The organism is Streptomyces chartreusis NRRL 3882, assembly GCF_900236475.1.
GTDB lineage: Bacteria > Actinomycetota > Actinomycetes > Streptomycetales > Streptomycetaceae > Streptomyces > Streptomyces chartreusis_D.
In genome coordinates this window covers 7,460,033-7,476,860 of record NZ_LT963352.1, presented here as the reverse complement: position 1 = coordinate 7,476,860, position 16,828 = coordinate 7,460,033, and the positions used below count along the sequence as shown (strand labels likewise).

Genomic DNA, 16,828 nt, shown 5'->3' with positions numbered 1-16,828 from the left:
TGCGGATCGACCGAAAGCCGTTGTCTACTGAGCACCGGGCCCCACCCGGGGTCGCACCTCCCCGACCGGCCGGAACGCTGCCTCGGCGCCGCGCCGGCCTGAGCCTGGCTCCCAGTGGCGGTGCCCCGGTGCGGCACACCGTCCCTGACCCGGCGGCGCTGCGGCGAGTGCGCGGACGTTCCCCGGTCGGGCGTCCGGTGGTGGACTCGGCCGAACCTACCGGCCTCCTGCGGCCGCCTGTCAACAGCCGTTTGACCTGGGCGTTTTATGACAAAGCCCTGGTCAGTGCGGAGGATGCGCAGGTCGCGCGCAAGGGGCGCGGCGCACGATCGCGTGCGCGCCACCCCCGTAGATCACTCGCCCGGCCGTACGAAGACCGTGTGTCCGCCCACCACGGTGCGCAGGCAGACGGGCAGGTCGCGGCCCGGGGTCAGGTCGGGCAGTCCCGGGGTGCCGGAGCGCGGATCGGTCGACCAGCGGGCGACCCGGTCGTCCGGGGCCTGGACCACGAGTTCGGCGGTCCGCCACACCGCGTAGTCGGCGGGCGCGCCCGGCGCCAGGACGCCCGCGTCGTCCCGTCCGACGGCCCGCCAGCCGCCGCGCGTGTGCGCCGTGAACGCGGCGCGCACGGAGATGCGGTGCTCCGGCGTGCGGTGGAAGGCGGCGGCTCGCACGGTGCCCCACGGATCGAGGGGCGTGACCGGGCTGTCGGAGCCGAAGGCGAGCGGCACACCGGCGCGCAGCAGCGCCGCGTAGGGGTTCAGCGTACGGGCCCGCTCGACCCCCAGCCGCTGGGCGTACATACCGTCCTCGCCACCCCACAGGGCGTCGAAGGCGGGCTGGACGGAGGCGGTGAGACCGAGTTCGGCGAAGGCCGCGACGGTCTCGGGCGTGAGCATCTCGGCGTGCTCGATCCGGTGGCGGGCGGCCCGGATGCGGGCGAGACCGAGCTTCTCCGCGGCGGCCCGCACCCCCTCGACCACCGAGTCCACCGCGGCGTCGCCGATGGCGTGGAAGCCGGCCTGGAGGCCCGCCTCGGTACAGGCCACGACGTGGGCGGCGACGGTGGCGGTGTCCAGATAGGCCCGGCCCGTGTGGTCGGCGTCGGCGTACGGCTGGTGCACGCAGGCCGTGTGCGAGCCGAAGGAGCCGTCGACGAACAGGTCGCCCGCGGCGCCGGCCGCGCCCAGTTCCCGGGCCTTGGCCACGTCCTCCTCGGCCCAGTAGCCGACGACACGCGGACCGGGCTCCTCGGCGGCGAGGCGCAGCAGGTCGGTGAGGTCGTCGGCGGAGGAGATCTTCGGGCCGCCGCACTCGTGGATCGTGCCGATGCCGAGCGAGACGGCGTGCGCGAGGGCGGCGCGCTGGGCGTCGGTCCGCTGCTGAGGCGTCACGGCCGCGAACGCGGCGGCGCGGGCGGCGTGGTGGGCATCGGCGGTGAGCGGCCCGTCCTCGCGGGGGGCGCCGGGGACCATGTCGAGCAGGGCCGTGGTGACCACCGCCGAGTGGACGTCGATCCGGCTGAGGTAGAGGGGCCGGTGGCCGGTGGCCTCGTCGAGTTCGGCACGCGTCGGGGGCCGGCCGTCGGGCCAGCGGGCGGTGTCCCAGCCGTGCCCGAGCAGCACTCGGTCGTGCGGCCGGGCGGCGGCGAAGTCCCGTACGAGGGCCAGTGCGGCCTCGCGGGAGGGGGCGGCGGACAGGTCGAGGCCGGTGAGCGCGAGGCCGGTGGCGGTGGTGTGCACATGGGCGTCGGTGAACGCCGGAGTGACCAGCGCACCGTCCAGGTCGATCACCTCGTCGACCCCGTCCGCGAAGGCGTCGGCGGCTCCCTCCGAACCGACCCAGGCGACCTGCCCCCGCTCCACGACCATCGCGGTCGCGAACGGATCGGCGGGGCTGTGAACCTCTCCGCGACGGAGCAGGACGGTCTTGGGCGGGGCACTGGACTCACTCATGAGGACCAGTCTCGCGCCTCACCCCGACCACTCTGAACAGGGGTGAGGCACAACGGCCGAAAAGGGAGCCCCGGCGATCAGATCCGCGGCGGCCGCGCCTCGTACGGCGTCGACAGCACCACCGTCGTCCGTGTGGACACGCCCGCCAACGAGCGCACTCGCGCCAGCAGTTCCTCCAGTTCGTGCGGCGTCGCGACGCGCACCTTGAGGATGTAGTTCTCGTCGCCGGCGACGCTGTGGCACGCCTCGATCTCGGGCACGTCCGCGAGGCGGTCCGCGATGTCGTCGGGCGCACTGGGGTCGAAGGGCTTGACCGAGATGAACGCGGTCATGGGCAGACCGACGGCCTCCGGGTCGACGACCGCGGCATAGCCGCGGATGACGCCACGCTGTTCCAGCCGGCGCACCCGCTGGTGCACGGCCGACGTGGACAGGCCCGTGGCCTTGCCCAGGTCGGTGTAGCTCATCCGCCCGTCCTTGACGAGCAGCTGCACGATCTGTCGGTCCAGCTCCTCCATGGCGCAAGAACCTACAGTGCCGTTGATCTCCTCGGATACCTGAGCGGCCCGGGCCATGGCCGGTTCGTGATCTGGCCGGCGTCGGCCGTCAGCCGTCCGGGGGACAAACCCACCGCGGTGGGCACCTGCGCGCGGCATGTGACGAACGCCACAGGGCTCGAACAGTCTCCGTAATGTTCTCGTGATTACCGCCCAGGGGGGACGGGAAGTGCTTGCTGTGGTCGAGGCCGCAGTGCCTGATACGGCCCAGCCCGAGGGGGAGAACCCAATGCAGAGTCTTAAGCGCCCTGGTCGCACCGCACCCAAGCGGCAGCAGCTCGTCGTCGAGCCCGAGCCGGAGGGCGTCGAACCCGACACCTTCGACGACGAACTCGACGCCTACGACACGTTCGAGATGTACCGGGTCGTCTGCCCGGACTGCGCACAACCCATCGCCCTCCTGGCGGACGAGGAGGTCCTGCCGGAGCACGCGCTGTGCGCCTCGCCGTGGAACCCGTTCGGACTCACGGTCTGTGCCGGAACCGGCCGCAGGGCCACGGAGGCCCGGCCCGCTGACGAGTCCGTCGACCCTCAGGAGCAGGACACCGCTCTGCTGTTGACGCTCCCTCAGGGACTCGACTGGCGAACCCAGCCCTTCTCGCACGTCGGCGGCCCGGGCTCACGCCCCATCAGGGTTCCCGTCATGCGCCGCCAAGCGGCCTGAGCGCGGACCCTCTTCGCCCGCTCGCTCCATCCCCGTGACTGCCCCGCACCACGGCTCTCAGTCCGCCGTGGTGCGGGATCAGTGCGTCGGGATCCCTGAACGCACGCCCGATTCCGCCCTGGGGTGACCTGTCCGGCCTCTGTCCCGTTGCCCTGGTATGACCCCCATCTCCTCAGCGACCGGGCGTCAACGCCTCCTGTTCGTCCCGCCACCCGCAGAATCGGTTCGGCCGACCGCGCCGCGCTATCAGGACCCGCCGATCTACCGTGACCTGATGCGGGCCTGGGCCGAGCGCGGCCGCACCCTCCCGGGCCGGCACGACCCGGAGTGGATGCGGCTCTCGGCGCCCTGGCGGGGCCTCGACCAGTTCAGCGTCCCTCTGGACCCACGAGATGGCGGGCGATGACCATCCGCTGGATCTGGTTGGTGCCCTCGACGATCTGGAGCACCTTCGCCTCACGCATGTAGCGCTCGGCCGGGAAGTCCGCGGTGTAGCCGTAGCCGCCGAGGATCTGCACGGCGTCGGTGGTGACCCGCATCGCCGTGTCGGTGCAGTGCAGCTTGGCCATGGCCGCCTGCCGGGCGAACGGCCGGCCCGCGTCCCGCAGTCGCGCCGCCGCCAGGTAGAGCGCCCGGCCCGCCTCGATCTGCGTCGCCATGTCGGCGAGCATGAAGCGCAGCCCCTGGAAGTCGGCGATCGGCTTGCCGAACTGACGCCTCTCCGTCGCATACGAAAGCGCCTCGTCGAGCGCCGCCTGCGCCAAGCCGATCGCGCACGCCGCGATGCCGAGCCGCCCGGACTCGAGCGCGGTCAGGGCGATCGCGAGACCCTGCCCCTCCTCGCCGATGCGCCGGTCGTCAAGGACGCGTACGCCGTCGAAGTGGACCTGAGCGGTGGGCGAGCCCTTCATGCCCATCTTCTTCTCGGGCGGCGCGGCGCTCAGCCCCGGCGCGTCGCCGGGTACCAGGAACGCGGTGATCCCGCGCGGACCCTCCTCGCCGGTGCGCGCCATGACCGTGTAGAAGTCGGCGATCCCGCCGTGCGTGATCCAGGCCTTGGTGCCGGTGATCACCCATGCGTCGCCGTCGCGCACCGCCTTGGTGCGCAGGGCGGCCGCGTCCGAGCCGGAGTGCGGCTCGGAGAGGCAGTAGGCACCGAGCATGCCGCCGCCGAGCATCGCGGGCAGGTGCTCGACCTGCTGCTCCTTGGTGCCGTAGGCGGCGAGCGCGTAGGAGGCCAGGGAGTGCACGCTGACGCCGAGTCCGACCGTGAGGCGGGCCGCGGCGAGTTCTTCGAGGACCTGGAGGTAGACCTCGTAGGGCTGGTCGCCACCCCCGTGCTCCGAGTCGTACGGCAGGCCGAGCAGGCCGGAGCGCGAGAGCAGGGTGAACAGCTCGCGCGGGAAGCGGCCGGCGTCCTCCTCCTCGGCCGCCCTGGGGACGATCTCCTGCTGCGCGATGTCGCGGACGAGCGAGATCAGGTCCCGGGCCTCCTCCGTGGGCAGTTGCCGGTCCACCGGCTGCGGGGCGCGGTCGGGCATGGCGACGCTCTCCTCCCTGTCGGGCACTGGCGGACGGGCCCATGGGTGGGGGCGGCGCCGCCGGGTCGTTCTGGTGCCTGGCCGATGCTTGCAGTCCCGGGTCTCGGAAGCTGCTGACCAGCGGCTCTGCGCTGTGAGTATGCCCGATCGGAGGCATCTCGTCACCAGTTAACGACCGCTCACTTCAAGAAATACCCGAGTGCTCCCCGACGGGCGAAATTGGTCCGCACCATTGACCGAACTGGTCTAGTCCTCCTACTGTTTCGCTCCACCGATTCACCGCGTTCATGCCAAACGGCACGCGTTCCCTCTCCCCACGAGGAGACACCGGATGCACACCCCCCACCACTCCCGCTTCCGGGCCATCGTGTCCGCGGCCTGCTGCGCCGTCCTCGGCGCCGGTCTGCTGGCCGGCGCGGGCGCCTCCGCCAACGCGGCGACCTCGGCTCAGGAGGCCGCCGCCGGTACGAAGGCCGCTCCCGGCGCGACGGCCGCCGGCTCCAAGGTCATCGGGTACTTCACCGAATGGGGCACCTACGACCGCAAGTACTACGTCAAGAACATCGAGACGTCCGGCTCGGCGGCCAGGCTCACGCACATCAACTACGCCTTCGGCAACGTCACCGGCGGCAAGTGCACGATGGGCGACGCCTACGCCGCCACCGACCGGGCCTACACCGCCGCCGAGTCCGTCGACGGCGAGGCGGACACCTGGGACCAGCCGCTGCGCGGCACCTTCAACCAGTTGCGCCAGCTCAAGCAGAAGCACCCGAACCTCAAGGTCCTGTGGTCATTCGGCGGCTGGACCTGGTCGGGCGGCTTCGGCGAGGCCGCGAAGAACCCCGCCGCCTTCGCCCAGTCCTGCTACGACCTGGTCGAGAACTCCAAGTGGGCCGACGTCTTCGACGGCGTCGACATCGACTGGGAGTACCCGAACGCCTGCGGCGCCACCTGCGACACCAGCGGCAAGGCGGCCTTCCGGAACCTGATGCAGGCGCTGCGCGCCAAGTTCGGCTCGAAGAACCTCGTCACCGCGGCGATCACCGCCGACGCCACCCCGGGCGGCAAGATCGACGCGGCGGACTACGCGGGCGCCGCCCAGTACGTCGACTGGTACAACCCGATGACGTACGACTACTTCGGCGCCTGGGACGCCGTCGGCCCGACGGCCCCGCACTCCCCGCTGACCTCGTACTCCGGCATCCCGAAGGCGGACAACCACGCCTCGGCGACCATCGCGAAGCTGAAGGGCCTCGGCATCCCCGCCTCGAAGCTGCTGCTCGGCATCGGCTTCTACGGCCGCGGCTGGACCGGCGTCACCCGGTCGGCGCCGGGCGGCACGGCGACCGGCCCGGCCGCGGGCACGTACGAGCAGGGCATCGACGACTACAAGGTGCTCAGGACCAAGTGCCCGGCGACGGGGACGGTGGCCGGCACGGCGTACGCCAAGTGCGGGAACAACTGGTGGAGTTACGACACCCCGGCGACCATCGCGACCAAGATGAACTACAAGAACCAGCAGGGGCTGGGCGGCACGTTCTTCTGGGAGCTGAGCGGCGACACGGCGAACGGTGAGCTGATCAAGGCCATCAAGTAGGCCTGGGCGAGCCGGGGGCGGAGGGACCGTGACGGATCCCTCCGCCCCCGCTCACGCGCCCTGGCGGGCGGCCTCCGGAGCCGGGTAGGCGGGGTCGAGGTCCTCGATCGCGCGCAGGGCTCCGCCGAGGCCCTTCACCAGCAGCTCGCACATGGTCCGGCGGGGCAGTTCCGGGCGGTCGATCCATTCGAGCGTGGCGCCCTCGACGCCGCACACCCAGGCGAGCAGGCCCATGCGCGCCAGCGGGGTGACGTCGGCGCGGCCGTACGCCCCCTCGGCGATGGTGGCGACGATGGCCTCGCGCACGCCGTCACGGATGGCGTGCACCTCGGTGTCGAAGCCGACGCCGCCGCTGACGATGGTGCGGTAGGCGGCCTGGTTGTGCTCGGCGTAGCGCAGATAACTGTCGACGGTGCGCTGGACGCGGTCGACCGGGGGCAGTTCGTGTCCGCTCGCCGCCAGGGTGACCAGGTCGGTGACGGAGTCCTGGATGATGGCCAGGTAGTACCCGCGCTTGGACTGGAAGTAGTAGTAGATCAGCCCCTTGGCGACGTGCGCCTGCCGGGCGATGTCGTCCATGGACAGGGCGTCGTAGGACGTGTCGGCGAACAACCTCCGCCCGATTGCGATGAGTTCGGCACGGCGCGCCAGGGAGCGCTCGGTACCGCGGGCTCTGGGACGCGCGGCAGGCTGTGGACTGATATTCAATTTCGACCCTGGTTCCAACGGGCGGCGAGGCGGGACATCCGCAGTATGGCAGGCCGGAAAGCAGGGTCGTGGATCAGGTCACAGCACCTCGTGTCGGGTCACAGCAGCCCGAGCTGGGTCACGAGCATCGCGACCACCACGACGAGGGTCCAGCCCACGACATGCTCGACGATCTTCGGGCCGTCGTCCTGAGGACCGCCGGTGCGGACGCCGGCTGCGGTGGCTGAATGCGCGGTCATGGCTTCTCGCAGGTTCGGTGGTGCGGACGGACCTCTCCCGAGGTTCTCTCCACCTTGCCACCGGGAGCGGCATGTGCGGCCGAGAGCTTGCTCACACGCGCACACCCACGGCCGTCAGCGCCTTGCGCTGGGCTGCACTCGGGTGGGCCGGGAAGTACAGGTAGCAGACGCCGCCGGTGCCGGAGACGACCTTGCCGGAGGCGTTGTACCGCTTGGTCCGCAGCCAGATGTTCTCCCACTCCCGCCGCCGGTAGACGCGCCGCACGGCCTCGTTGGTCTCCGAGAAGGGATCGTTGGCGATCACGTCGCCGTCGGCCGTGAAGCCGATGACGGTCATCAGGTGCCCGGCGGTGCCGTACCCGGCGCCGGTCAGCTCCTCCTTCAGGAAGGACTGGGAGGTGATGGCCGGGATGCCCGCCGCGATCAGCGTCTCCAGGTCGGTGAGCGAGCCGAGCCGGGTGACCACGGCCTGGAGGTCCTTGAACGTGGCCGCGTAGGCGGCGTTGAACGGCCAGTTGCCGCAGCCGGCGTACTGGTAGTCGTAGGTGAAGCGGGCCGCGTGGCACACCTGCGGATCGGCGTACGACGGATCCACCCAGGCCAGTTGCTCCCGGGTGAGCCGGCCGCCCCAGTACTCGATGATCATCTGGGAGGACGTCGGGCTGCACCAGGCCTCGCCGCCGTTGTCGTACTCGGGGTACTGGCCCTTGTGGATCTCCTGCGAGTAGCGCGGGACGGCCAGTTCCCCGGCGAGGCCGGGCACGGACGCCGGGACGGTGAACCGGTCGGGTACGTCGGAGCCCATCGCGCCGAGCCGCCACACGGTGGGCGTGGCCTTGGTGCCGGGCTTGCGGTAGAGGGTCAGGCGCAACCGGTAGGAGGCCAGGCGCAGGCCCGTCGAGGGGTCGTCGATCGCCAGGGTGTCGGTCCAGACCGTGCTCTTGCCGTCGCTCTGGTCGTCGACCGAGGTGCGCCGGATGTCCTGGTCGCCCGACGCCCAGCGGCCCATGACGTACCAGGGGGTGCTGGTGCCGTCGGTGTAGGTGGCCTTGATCTCCGCCTGGATCCAGGTGCCGGCCGGGGTGTCCGCGTTCCAGGAGACGATCGCCTCCGTCGCGGGGACGGCGAGCCGGTGGGCCGGGGACGTCCAGGTGCCGTACTCCCAGCGGGCGGTGGTGCCGGTGTGCGGGTCCGTGTAGCCGGTGGTGCCGGCGGGCCTCGCCATCACCACGCCCGGGCGGGCGCCCGCGACGGCACGGGTGCCCCGGGCGGTGCCGCCACGCCAGTCGCCGTACGACGTCCAGGCCCGGTTGTCCACCGTCCGGACCGGGACCTCGCGGGTGGGCTCTGCGGTGTCGGTCGTCATGGGCTCCTCGGTGTCGGCGGCCGCCGGACCCGTGCCCGCCGCGACGGCGGCGGTGACCGCGGCGGCCAGGACGGTTCTGCGGGACGGCTGTTCGGCTCTGCGCATGGTGGGGACCCCCGGAAGTCGGAGTCGGACAGGGGCGGGGCAGGTCCGTTGCACGGTCGGTCGCACACATGTGGACCCCACACAGGAGCAGCACACATGTATGCGCCACATAGCAGCACAGCGCGCCTGGTCCCGCCAGCACTTCGGCCCGCGCCACGCCCACCAATATTGGCGTCGACCACTGGCACGCGCCGAGGACACCGTCGTTAGAGTGCTGCGCGAGATGATTCCGCCCTTCCGCCCCGCACCGGGACCCGCCGTCCGCGACCTCGCCTCCCTGATCCGCCGCCTCCCGCCCTCCTGCGGCCCGGTCCGGCTCGTCGGCGTCGACGGGCACGCCGGCTCCGGAAAGACCACGTTCGCCGAGCAGTTGGCCATGGCGCTGGGCGGCGCGCCGGTGCTGCGCCTCGACGACATCGCCACCCATGACGAACTGTTCGACTGGACCGGACGTCTGCAGGACCAGGTGATCGAGCCGCTGGCTCACGGCCGGACCGCGCACTACGCCCCTTATGACTGGCGAGCCCGCCGCTTCGGTGCGCCGCGTCCCCTGCCGCCCGCTCCCGTGGTCGTGGTGGAGGGCGTCGGCGCGGGGCGCCGGGCACTGCGGCCCCACCTGGCCCTTCTGCTGTGGATGGAGCTGCCCCGTGAGGAGGCCTGGGCACGGGGACGATCGCGGGACGGGGAGGAGCAGCGGGAGTTCTGGAACGGATGGGTCCCGGCGGAACGCCGGCATTTCGCCGACGATCCCTCGCGCCCGTTCGCGGGCCTCCTGGTACTCCAGCGAGAGAAGGGGTACGAGGTGGTTCCGGGGCCTGCTGGGACTGTTGGGCCGGACCAGCCCCTCACGCACGGTGACGGACCGCCCGCAGTGTGCTGAACCTGTGAAGGGCCTTGCGGGACAACTTGCCGGAGTGCTTCAACTCGGCTTGACCGGGGGGCCGTACAGGACTTACGTTCTCAATGTGCGGCCATTCGGAGCCGCCTACAGACGCGAAGCCCCCGGTTGTTCCCCCGTGATCGGGGGCTTCGTTCTGTCCTCTTCCGTTTTTCCGGGCGTTGCGGGGCGCCACGTGCTCACCCTCGGTCACCGTGCGGGCGTGTGCCGCATCCGCTCCCACCTCGCCGAACGCCTCGTGCGGCACCCTACGGGGGCGCCGCCCCCGCAGGTACGATGCCCTCGTTGCGACCTACGGACGGTTGCTTCGCGCACCTTGCAACTCCGGTCCGTGGCACAGCGGTTCGAGCAGGGCAGCCGGCTGGGGGGCGGCTCGTTGGCATACCGACGGGGGCACGGTTCGTGGGGGACGTGATGGACTTCGGCACGCAGGGCCCGCAGGCCCCGGCCGACCTCGCCTGGCTGCGAGGCGTGGACGCCTACACCATGGGCGCCTATCCGCAGGCGGAGGAGGAGTTCCGCGCCGCCGTGCGCATGGACTCCGGGATGGCCGACGGCTGGCTCGGGCTGCACGCGCTGCGCGTCGACACGACGACCGCGCTGCTCAGGATGTTCCGCCACCGGGACCGCTTCGGCGAGCAGCGCACCCGCTACCGCCGCGCCCTCAACTCCTGGTACTGGCTGGGCTGGTGGGTGCAGCCCGTGCTGGAGAGCCCCCGCGACCTCCTGCTCGCGCACGCCTCCCACTGGCTGGACGGCCGCCACGTCCCCGAGCTGGACCGCGCTCTCGCCGGGCTGCCGCCGGTGGACACCGACGCCCAGGTCCGCTTCCTGCACGCCTGCCGCGCCTATCTGGTCAAGGACTGGGAGCAGCTGGTCCGCCACACCGACCCGCTCCTCGACGACCCGATGCTCGGCATCGAGGCGGGCCTGTTCGGCGGCATGGCCCGGGTGCGCCTGGAGATGTACGGGCAGGCCGAACCGCTGCTGTCCGCCGCGCTGATGCGCTGCCGCAGCGAGCAGCCCCAGCGCAAGGAGCTGCGCTACTGGCTGGCCCGGGCGCACGAGGGCACCGGCCGCAGCGCCGCCGCACTCCCGCTGTACCGGGCCGTGCACCGCGTCGACCCGGCCTTCATGGACACCTCGGCCCGGCTCGCCGCGATCGCCGAGGGCGACGGGTACGACGAGGCGACGGACCTCGCCGCGATCACGCTCACCGGCGCCGGCCAGGACGCCGTCGACGGCCCGGACGGATTCGACCCGCTCTTCGGCGCCGAAGGCCGCGACCTGAGACTGCCCGATCCCGAACCGCCCGCCTCCGCTCCCCTGCCGCCGGTGACCGACCCGGCTGTGCGCTCGCGGACCGGCCCGGCGCCGTCACTGCCGGCCGGGCCCACCGACCCGGCGTTACTCGAGGAGGCGCTCGCCGAACTCGAGCGCATGGTGGGTCTGGAGCCGGTGAAACGCCAGGTCAAGGCGCTGTCGGCGCAGCTGAACATGGCCCGTCTGCGGGCCGGGCAGGGCCTGCCGGTCCAGCCGCCGAAACGCCACTTCGTCTTCTCCGGCCCCTCCGGCACCGGCAAGACCACCGTCGCCCGCATCCTCGGCCGCGTCTTCTACGCACTCGGCCTGCTCGGCGGCGACCATCTCGTGGAGGCACAGCGGGCCGACCTGGTCGGCGAGTACCTCGGGCAGACGGCCGTGAAGGCGAACGAACTGATCGACTCGGCGCTCGGTGGCGTGCTCTTCGTCGACGAGGCGTACTCGCTGTCCAACTCGGGCTACGGCAAGGGGGACGCGTACGGCGACGAGGCGCTCCAGGTGCTGCTGAAGCGGGCGGAGGACAACCGCGACCATCTCGTGGTGATCCTGGCCGGCTACCCCGAGGGCATGGACCGCCTGCTCGCCGCCAACCCCGGGCTGTCCTCCCGCTTCACCACCCGGGTCGACTTCCCCTCCTACCGGCCCCTCGAACTCACCGAGATCGGCAAGGTGCTCGCCGCGGAGAACGGCGACCTCTGGGACGAGGAGGCCCTCGACGAGCTGCGGTCGATCGCCGGGCATGTGGTGGACCAGGGGTGGATCGACGAGCTGGGCAACGGGCGGTTCCTGCGGACGCTGTACGAGAAGAGCTGCGCGTACCGGGATCTGCGGTTGTCGGTGTACCCCGGGGTGCTGGGCAGGGAGGACCTGGCGACGCTGCGGTTGCCGGACCTGATGCAGGCGTACGGGGAGGTGCTGTCCGGGCGGGGGCCGCAGGATCCGCCCGGACTGTGAGGCACTGGCGTGGGGGCTGGGGCCGGGTGGGTCAGCAGCCCGGCGGAGCGGGGTGCCGCTGCGCCCACCCGTGCCACCCCAGCGGCACGACTGCCCGCAGCCAGGCTCACGTCGCCAGTACCTCCTCGCCCGACCTGGGCTCGGTCAGCCTGACCTCGCGCACCTCACGGTGCGCGGGATCCCGCACCTCCCCCACCAGCAGCTCCAGCACATCCTCCAGCGCGACCAGCCCGAGCACCTTCCCGGACCCGTCGGCCACCTGGGCCAGGTGCGTCGCCGCCCGCCGCATCACCGTCAGCGCGTCGTCCAACGGCAACTCGGACCGCAGCGTCGTCATGGGCCGCCACAACTGCTGCGGCACGGCCCGGTCCGAGTGCTCCAGGTCGAGGACGTCCTTGACGTGCAGGTAGCCCATGAACGCACCGTTCTCCGCGACGACCGGGAACCGGGAGTACCCGGTACGGGCCGTGAGCTCGACGATGCGGCCGGGCGTGACCGACGGGCTGACCGTCACCAGTGACTCGTGCTTCAGCAGGACGTCCGTCACCGGACGGGAGCCCAGCTCCAGGGCGTCCTCCAGGCTTTCGGCCTCCTCGGGGTCGAGCAGGCCCGCCTGGCCGGCGTCCTCCACCAGCCGGTTGAGCTGCTCGCTGGTGAAGACGGCCTCGACCTCGTCCTTGGGCTCGACGTGGAAGAGCCGCAGGATGCCCTGGGAGCAGGCCCCGAGGGCGGCGGTGATCGGCTTGCAGAAGCGGGCGAACCAGACCAGGCCGGGGCTGAGCCACAGCGCGGCCTTCTCGGGGGCCGCCATCGCCAGGTTCTTCGGGACCATCTCGCCGATGACGAGGTGGAAGAAGACCACTGCGGCGAGGGCGATGACGTAGGTGAGCGGGTGGATCATGCCGTGCGGCAGGTGGATCCACTCGAAGACCGGCTCCAGGAGGTGCGCGACGGTCGGTTCGGCGACCGCCCCGAGGGTGAGGGAGCAGATCGTGATGCCGAACTGGGCCGCCGCCATCATCTGCGGCAGCCGCTCCAGGCCGTAGAGGACCTGCCGGGAGCGGGCGGTGCCGAGGGGTTCGATCTGGCTGCGGCGTACGGAGACGAGCGCGAACTCGGCGCCGACGAAGAAGCCGTTGGCGAGCACCAGGAGTGCGGCGAAAGTCAGTTGGAGCACGCTCATCGGGCGGCCTCCAACGCGGCGACGGGGGCCGTTCTGACCAGGCGGACCCGCTCGGCGCGGTAGTGGCCGACCTGCCGCACCGACAGCCGCCAGCCGGGCAGGTCCGCCTTGTCGCCGACGGCCGGGATACGGCCCAGCAGGTCGGCGATCAGACCCGCGACGGTCTCGTAGGGGCCTTCGGGTACGTCGAGGCCTATGCGCTGGAGGACGTCGACCCGGCAGCTGCCGTCGACGTCCCAGGCCGGCCTGCCGTCCTCCGGCGGCGCGGAGGCCAGCTCGGGCAGGTCGTGTCCGTCGTGCTCGTCGCGGACCTCGCCGACGATCTCCTCGACGATGTCCTCCAGCGTGACGACACCGGCGGTGCCGCCGTACTCGTCGACGACGACCGCGATCGGCTGCTCGCTGCGCAGACGGGCGAGCAGCGGCCGTACGGGCAGGGTCTCGGGGACGAGCAGCGCCGGGCGGGCGATGCGGCCGACGGGGGTGCGCAGCCGGTCCCGGACGGGCACGGCCAGGGCGTCCTTGAGGTGGACCATGCCGACGACCTCGTCGATCCTCTCCCGGTAGACGGGGAAGCGGGACAGGCCGGTGGCGCGCGTCAGGTTGACCACGTCCTCGGCGGTGGCCGAGGACTGGAGGGCGCTGACCTTCACGCGCGGCGTCATCACGTGCTGCGCGGTCAGCTCGCCCAGCGACAGGGTCCTCACGAAGAGATCGGCCGTGTCCTGTTCCAGGGCGCCGGCCCGGGCCGAGTGGCGGGCGAGGGAGACGAGCTCGCCGGGCGTGCGGGCGGAGGCCAGCTCCTCGGCGGGCTCGAAGCCGAGGGCGCGCACGAGCCGGTTCGCGACGGCGTTGAGACCGGCGATGACCGGCCGGAACAGCCGTGCGAAGACATGCTGCGGTCCCGCGACGAAGCGCGCGACCTGGAGCGGCCTGGACACCGCCCAGTTCTTGGGCAGGAGCTCGCCGATCACCATCTGCACGGCGGAGGCCAGCAGCATGCCGACGACCACCGTGACACCGGAGACGGCTCCCTCGGGGACGCCGATCGAGGTGAACGGGCCGTGCAGCAGCTCGGCGAGCGCCGGTTCGGCGAGCATGCCGACGACGAGGGAGGTGATGGTGATGCCCAGCTGAGTGCCGGAGAGCTGGAAGGACAGCTCCTTGAGCGACTCGACGACGCGGTGGGCGCGCCGGTCGCCCTCGGCGGCGGCCTTCTCGGCTTCCGGCCGCTCGACCGTCACGAGTCCGAACTCGGCCGCCACGAAGAATCCGTTGGCGAGGATCAGCAGGAACGCGGCTGCCAGAAGCAGCAGGGGGATGGTCATGATGCCGCCGCCTCCGCACGGTCGCGGACACGGTCCGCGCTATGTCGGCAGGGGGCGGCGCAGGTACTGCAGGACGATCCGTCCATCGCCGGAGGGGGTCACTCCTCGGTTAGCAGGTGCCCCTGGCGCACCGGGCGGGGCGACAGGGGCGGAGGCGCATCCGTTCGCGCCTCCGCCAACAGATTAATCAAGACACTGCCCGGTGCGGCAGTGGCGGCGGCCCTGTGGATCCCCGAGTCAGCCCTGAGGCCGCTCGGGGTCGGCGACGGAACGGGCCTCGGCGAGCGCCCGCAGGGCACGGGCGTCGGCGATCGCGCGCTGTCGGGCGATGCCCGGCTGGATGCCCAGCGCGGGCAGGCTGGTGCCGTCGCTGAGGTTGAGGAAAACCCAGGGGTCGCCGGGCCGGAGAGTAACCTGAAGGATCTCGGCCCATTCCAGCCGGCGCTTGTTCGTGAGGTTGACCACAGTGACGCCGGACTCGTCTGCGACGACCTTGGGCCGTGCAAGCAGGAGCAGCACCGCGTCCAGCAGGAGCGCCGTGAGGATGAAGCTGAGGCGCTCGGCGGGGCTGAGCTGCTTCAGCAGCATCGCGACCGCCGTGATCACCACGAGGATCGCGACGGCGGCGCTGAGCAGCACCGCGCGGGTGCTGCCCGGCCGGAAGGTGATGGGCAGGGTGGGCAGATCGGACATCTGTGCGCGCCCCTCAGAGACGGCAGGCGTGGATGGCCGTGGTCAGGATGGCCCGGGCGCCGATGTCGTACAGATCGTCCATGATCCGCTGGGCCTCCTTGGCCGGGACCATCGCGCGGACCGCGACCCAGCCCTCGTTGTGCAGCGGGGACACGGTCGGCGACTCCAGACCGGGGGTGAGGGCGACGGCCTTCTCCAGCTGCTCGACGCGGCAGTCGTAGTCCATCATCACGTACGTCCGGGCGACCAGGACGCCCTGGAGGCGGCGCAGGAACTGCTGCACCTTGGGGTCGTCGCCGTCCGCGCCGGTGCGGCGGATGACGACGGCCTCGGACTGCATGATCGGCTCGCCGACGACCTCCAGGCCCGCGTTGCGCAGCGAGGTACCGGTCTCGACGACGTCCGCGATGACCTGGGCGACACCGAGCTGGATGGCGGTCTCGACGGCGCCGTCGAGGTGGACGACGGAGGCGTCGATGCCGTGCTCGGAGAGGTGGGCCGCGACGATGCCCTCGTAGGAGGTGGCGACCGTCTTGCCCGCCAGGTCGGCCAGGCCGCTGATGGTGCCGGGCTTGCCGGCGTAGCGGAAGGTGGAGCGGGCGAAGCCGAGGGCGAGGATCTCCTCCGCGTCGGCGCCCGAGTCGATGAGCAGGTCCCGGCCGGTGAGGCCGATGTCCAGCTGGCCGGAGGCGACGTAGATCGCGATGTCGCGGGGGCGGAGGTAGAAGAACTCGACCTCGTTCGTCGGGTCGACGATCCGCAGTTCCTTGGACTCCCGGCGCTGCTGGTAGCCGGCCTCATGCAGCATCTCCGCCGCAGGGCCTGACAGGGAACCCTTGTTGGGGACGGCGATGCGCAGCATGAGGTCGGCTTCCTTTGCGTGGGTGTCGTGCGGGAACGGGTGCGGCTTACAGGTGGGCGTAGACGTCGTCGAGGGAGATGCCGCGGGCGACCATCATCACCTGGACGTGGTACAGCAGCTGCGAGATCTCCTCGGCGGCCGCCTCCTTGCCCTCGTGCTCGGCGGCCATCCAGACCTCGGCGGCCTCTTCGACGACCTTCTTGCCGATGGCGTGGACGCCCTTCTCGACCAGTTCTGCGGTGCGGGAAGTGGCGGGGTCGCCATGGGCGGCCTTGTGCTGGAGCTCGGTGAAGAGCTCCTCGAACGTCTTCTTGGACATGGTGTCGCTCAGCCTATGCCACAGGTGGCTTTCGTCAGCGCCAGGGTTCGGATACTGAGCGGAGGGTGGCCGCGGTCGCCACCGCCGCCGTCACCGCCTCGTGCCCCTTGTCCTCGTTGGAGCCCTCCAGGCCGGCGCGGTCCAGGGCCTGCTCCTCCGTGTCGCAGGTCAGCACGCCGAAGCCGACGGGGACGCCGGTGTCGACGGAGACCTGGGTGAGGCCCTGGGTCACGCCCTGGCACACGTACTCGAAGTGGGGCGTGCCGCCGCGGATGACGACGCCGAGGGCGACGATCGCGTCGTAGCCGCGCCCCGCGAGGACCTTGGCGACGACGGGGAGCTCCCAGCTGCCGGGGACCCTGAGGAGGGTCGGCTCGTCGATGCCCAGGTCGTGCAGGGCGCGCAGGGCGCCGTCGACCAGACCGTCCATCACCTTCTCGTGCCACTGTGCCGCGATGACGGCGACCCTGAGGTCACCCACATTGCGTACGGACAGCTCCGGTGCACCCTTGCCGCTCACGTCTCTCCCTCTGTGC

General features: G+C 71.6%; 16 protein-coding genes. 4 read left to right on the top strand and 12 right to left on the bottom strand.

Translation table 11 applies throughout. The annotated features are described in order from the left end of the window. Positions 1 to 353: 353 nt before the first annotated feature. Both SCNRRL3882_RS33930 and SCNRRL3882_RS33925 read right to left on the bottom strand, forming a co-directional pair. Complete coding sequence (locus SCNRRL3882_RS33930) at positions 354 to 1,955, bottom strand: amidohydrolase (RefSeq protein WP_010046335.1); 1,602 nt, start codon at positions 1,953 to 1,955, stop codon at positions 354 to 356. A gap of 77 nt (positions 1,956 to 2,032) precedes the next feature. Further along, the gene (locus SCNRRL3882_RS33925) at positions 2,033 to 2,473 is read right to left on the bottom strand and encodes an Lrp/AsnC family transcriptional regulator (protein ID WP_010046337.1); all 441 of its coding nucleotides are present in this window, start codon (positions 2,471 to 2,473) and stop codon (positions 2,033 to 2,035) included. A gap of 268 nt (positions 2,474 to 2,741) precedes the next feature. On the opposite strand from SCNRRL3882_RS33925, the gene SCNRRL3882_RS33920 reads away from it, so the two are divergent. After that, positions 2,742 to 3,176, top strand: a complete 435-nt coding sequence (locus SCNRRL3882_RS33920) for a hypothetical protein (RefSeq protein WP_010046339.1) — start codon at positions 2,742 to 2,744, stop codon at positions 3,174 to 3,176. 368 nt (positions 3,177 to 3,544) lie between these two features. Here the strand turns inward: SCNRRL3882_RS33920 and SCNRRL3882_RS33910 are convergent, their stop codons facing one another. Then, entirely contained in the window at positions 3,545 to 4,717 is a 1,173-nt protein-coding gene (locus tag SCNRRL3882_RS33910) for an acyl-CoA dehydrogenase family protein (protein WP_010046344.1), read from the bottom strand. 331 nt (positions 4,718 to 5,048) lie between these two features. On the opposite strand from SCNRRL3882_RS33910, the gene SCNRRL3882_RS33905 reads away from it, so the two are divergent. Continuing rightward, positions 5,049 to 6,314: a glycoside hydrolase family 18 protein gene (locus SCNRRL3882_RS33905; protein ID WP_010046346.1), complete on the top strand. Its 1,266-nt coding sequence runs from the start codon at positions 5,049 to 5,051 to the stop codon at positions 6,312 to 6,314. A gap of 51 nt (positions 6,315 to 6,365) precedes the next feature. On the opposite strand, the gene SCNRRL3882_RS33900 is transcribed toward SCNRRL3882_RS33905, so the two are convergent. The 3 genes from SCNRRL3882_RS33900 to SCNRRL3882_RS33895 all read right to left on the bottom strand — a co-directional run bounded on the left by SCNRRL3882_RS33900 (position 6,366) and on the right by SCNRRL3882_RS33895 (position 8,732). Next, a complete protein-coding gene (locus SCNRRL3882_RS33900) occupies positions 6,366 to 7,022 on the bottom strand; it encodes a TetR/AcrR family transcriptional regulator (RefSeq protein WP_029181624.1) in 657 nt (218 codons plus the stop codon). A gap of 98 nt (positions 7,023 to 7,120) precedes the next feature. Further along, entirely contained in the window at positions 7,121 to 7,261 is a 141-nt protein-coding gene (locus tag SCNRRL3882_RS40580; protein ID WP_010046348.1) for an SCO1431 family membrane protein, read from the bottom strand. A 91-nt stretch (positions 7,262 to 7,352) separates the two neighbouring features. Continuing rightward, on the bottom strand, positions 7,353 to 8,732 hold the full coding sequence (locus tag SCNRRL3882_RS33895) for a peptidase C39 family protein (RefSeq protein ID WP_010046349.1): 1,380 nt from the start codon (positions 8,730 to 8,732) through the stop codon (positions 7,353 to 7,355). A gap of 223 nt (positions 8,733 to 8,955) precedes the next feature. Here SCNRRL3882_RS33895 and SCNRRL3882_RS33890 point away from each other — a divergent pair, with 223 nt between their 5' ends. Both SCNRRL3882_RS33890 and SCNRRL3882_RS33885 read left to right on the top strand, forming a co-directional pair. Then, positions 8,956 to 9,612, top strand: coding sequence for a hypothetical protein (locus tag SCNRRL3882_RS33890; RefSeq protein WP_040904152.1), 657 nt, complete (start codon positions 8,956 to 8,958; stop codon positions 9,610 to 9,612). 432 nt (positions 9,613 to 10,044) lie between these two features. Next, on the top strand, positions 10,045 to 11,907 hold the full coding sequence (locus SCNRRL3882_RS33885) for an AAA family ATPase (RefSeq protein ID WP_010046352.1): 1,863 nt from the start codon (positions 10,045 to 10,047) through the stop codon (positions 11,905 to 11,907). A gap of 106 nt (positions 11,908 to 12,013) precedes the next feature. Here SCNRRL3882_RS33885 and SCNRRL3882_RS33880 read toward each other — a convergent pair whose 3' ends face one another. From SCNRRL3882_RS33880 to ribH, 6 genes are all read right to left on the bottom strand, one after another. Further along, a complete protein-coding gene (locus SCNRRL3882_RS33880; RefSeq protein WP_010046354.1) occupies positions 12,014 to 13,090 on the bottom strand; it encodes a hemolysin family protein in 1,077 nt (358 codons plus the stop codon). Next, entirely contained in the window at positions 13,087 to 14,418 is a 1,332-nt protein-coding gene (locus SCNRRL3882_RS33875) for a hemolysin family protein (protein ID WP_010046357.1), read from the bottom strand. Before SCNRRL3882_RS33875 ends, SCNRRL3882_RS33880 begins: the two co-directional genes overlap by 4 nt. Before the next feature lie 237 nt (positions 14,419 to 14,655). Continuing rightward, on the bottom strand, positions 14,656 to 15,111 hold the full coding sequence (locus SCNRRL3882_RS33870) for a PH domain-containing protein (protein ID WP_010046360.1): 456 nt from the start codon (positions 15,109 to 15,111) through the stop codon (positions 14,656 to 14,658). A 13-nt stretch (positions 15,112 to 15,124) separates the two neighbouring features. Further along, positions 15,125 to 15,973, bottom strand: a complete 849-nt coding sequence (hisG, locus tag SCNRRL3882_RS33865; RefSeq protein ID WP_010046362.1) for an ATP phosphoribosyltransferase — start codon at positions 15,971 to 15,973, stop codon at positions 15,125 to 15,127. Between the two features lie 46 nt (positions 15,974 to 16,019). Further along, positions 16,020 to 16,292: a phosphoribosyl-ATP diphosphatase gene (locus SCNRRL3882_RS33860; protein ID WP_010046365.1), complete on the bottom strand. Its 273-nt coding sequence runs from the start codon at positions 16,290 to 16,292 to the stop codon at positions 16,020 to 16,022. Positions 16,293 to 16,326: 34 nt separating this feature from the next. Continuing rightward, positions 16,327 to 16,812, bottom strand: coding sequence for a 6,7-dimethyl-8-ribityllumazine synthase (gene ribH, locus SCNRRL3882_RS33855; protein WP_010046367.1), 486 nt, complete (start codon positions 16,810 to 16,812; stop codon positions 16,327 to 16,329). Positions 16,813 to 16,828: the final 16 nt, after the last annotated feature.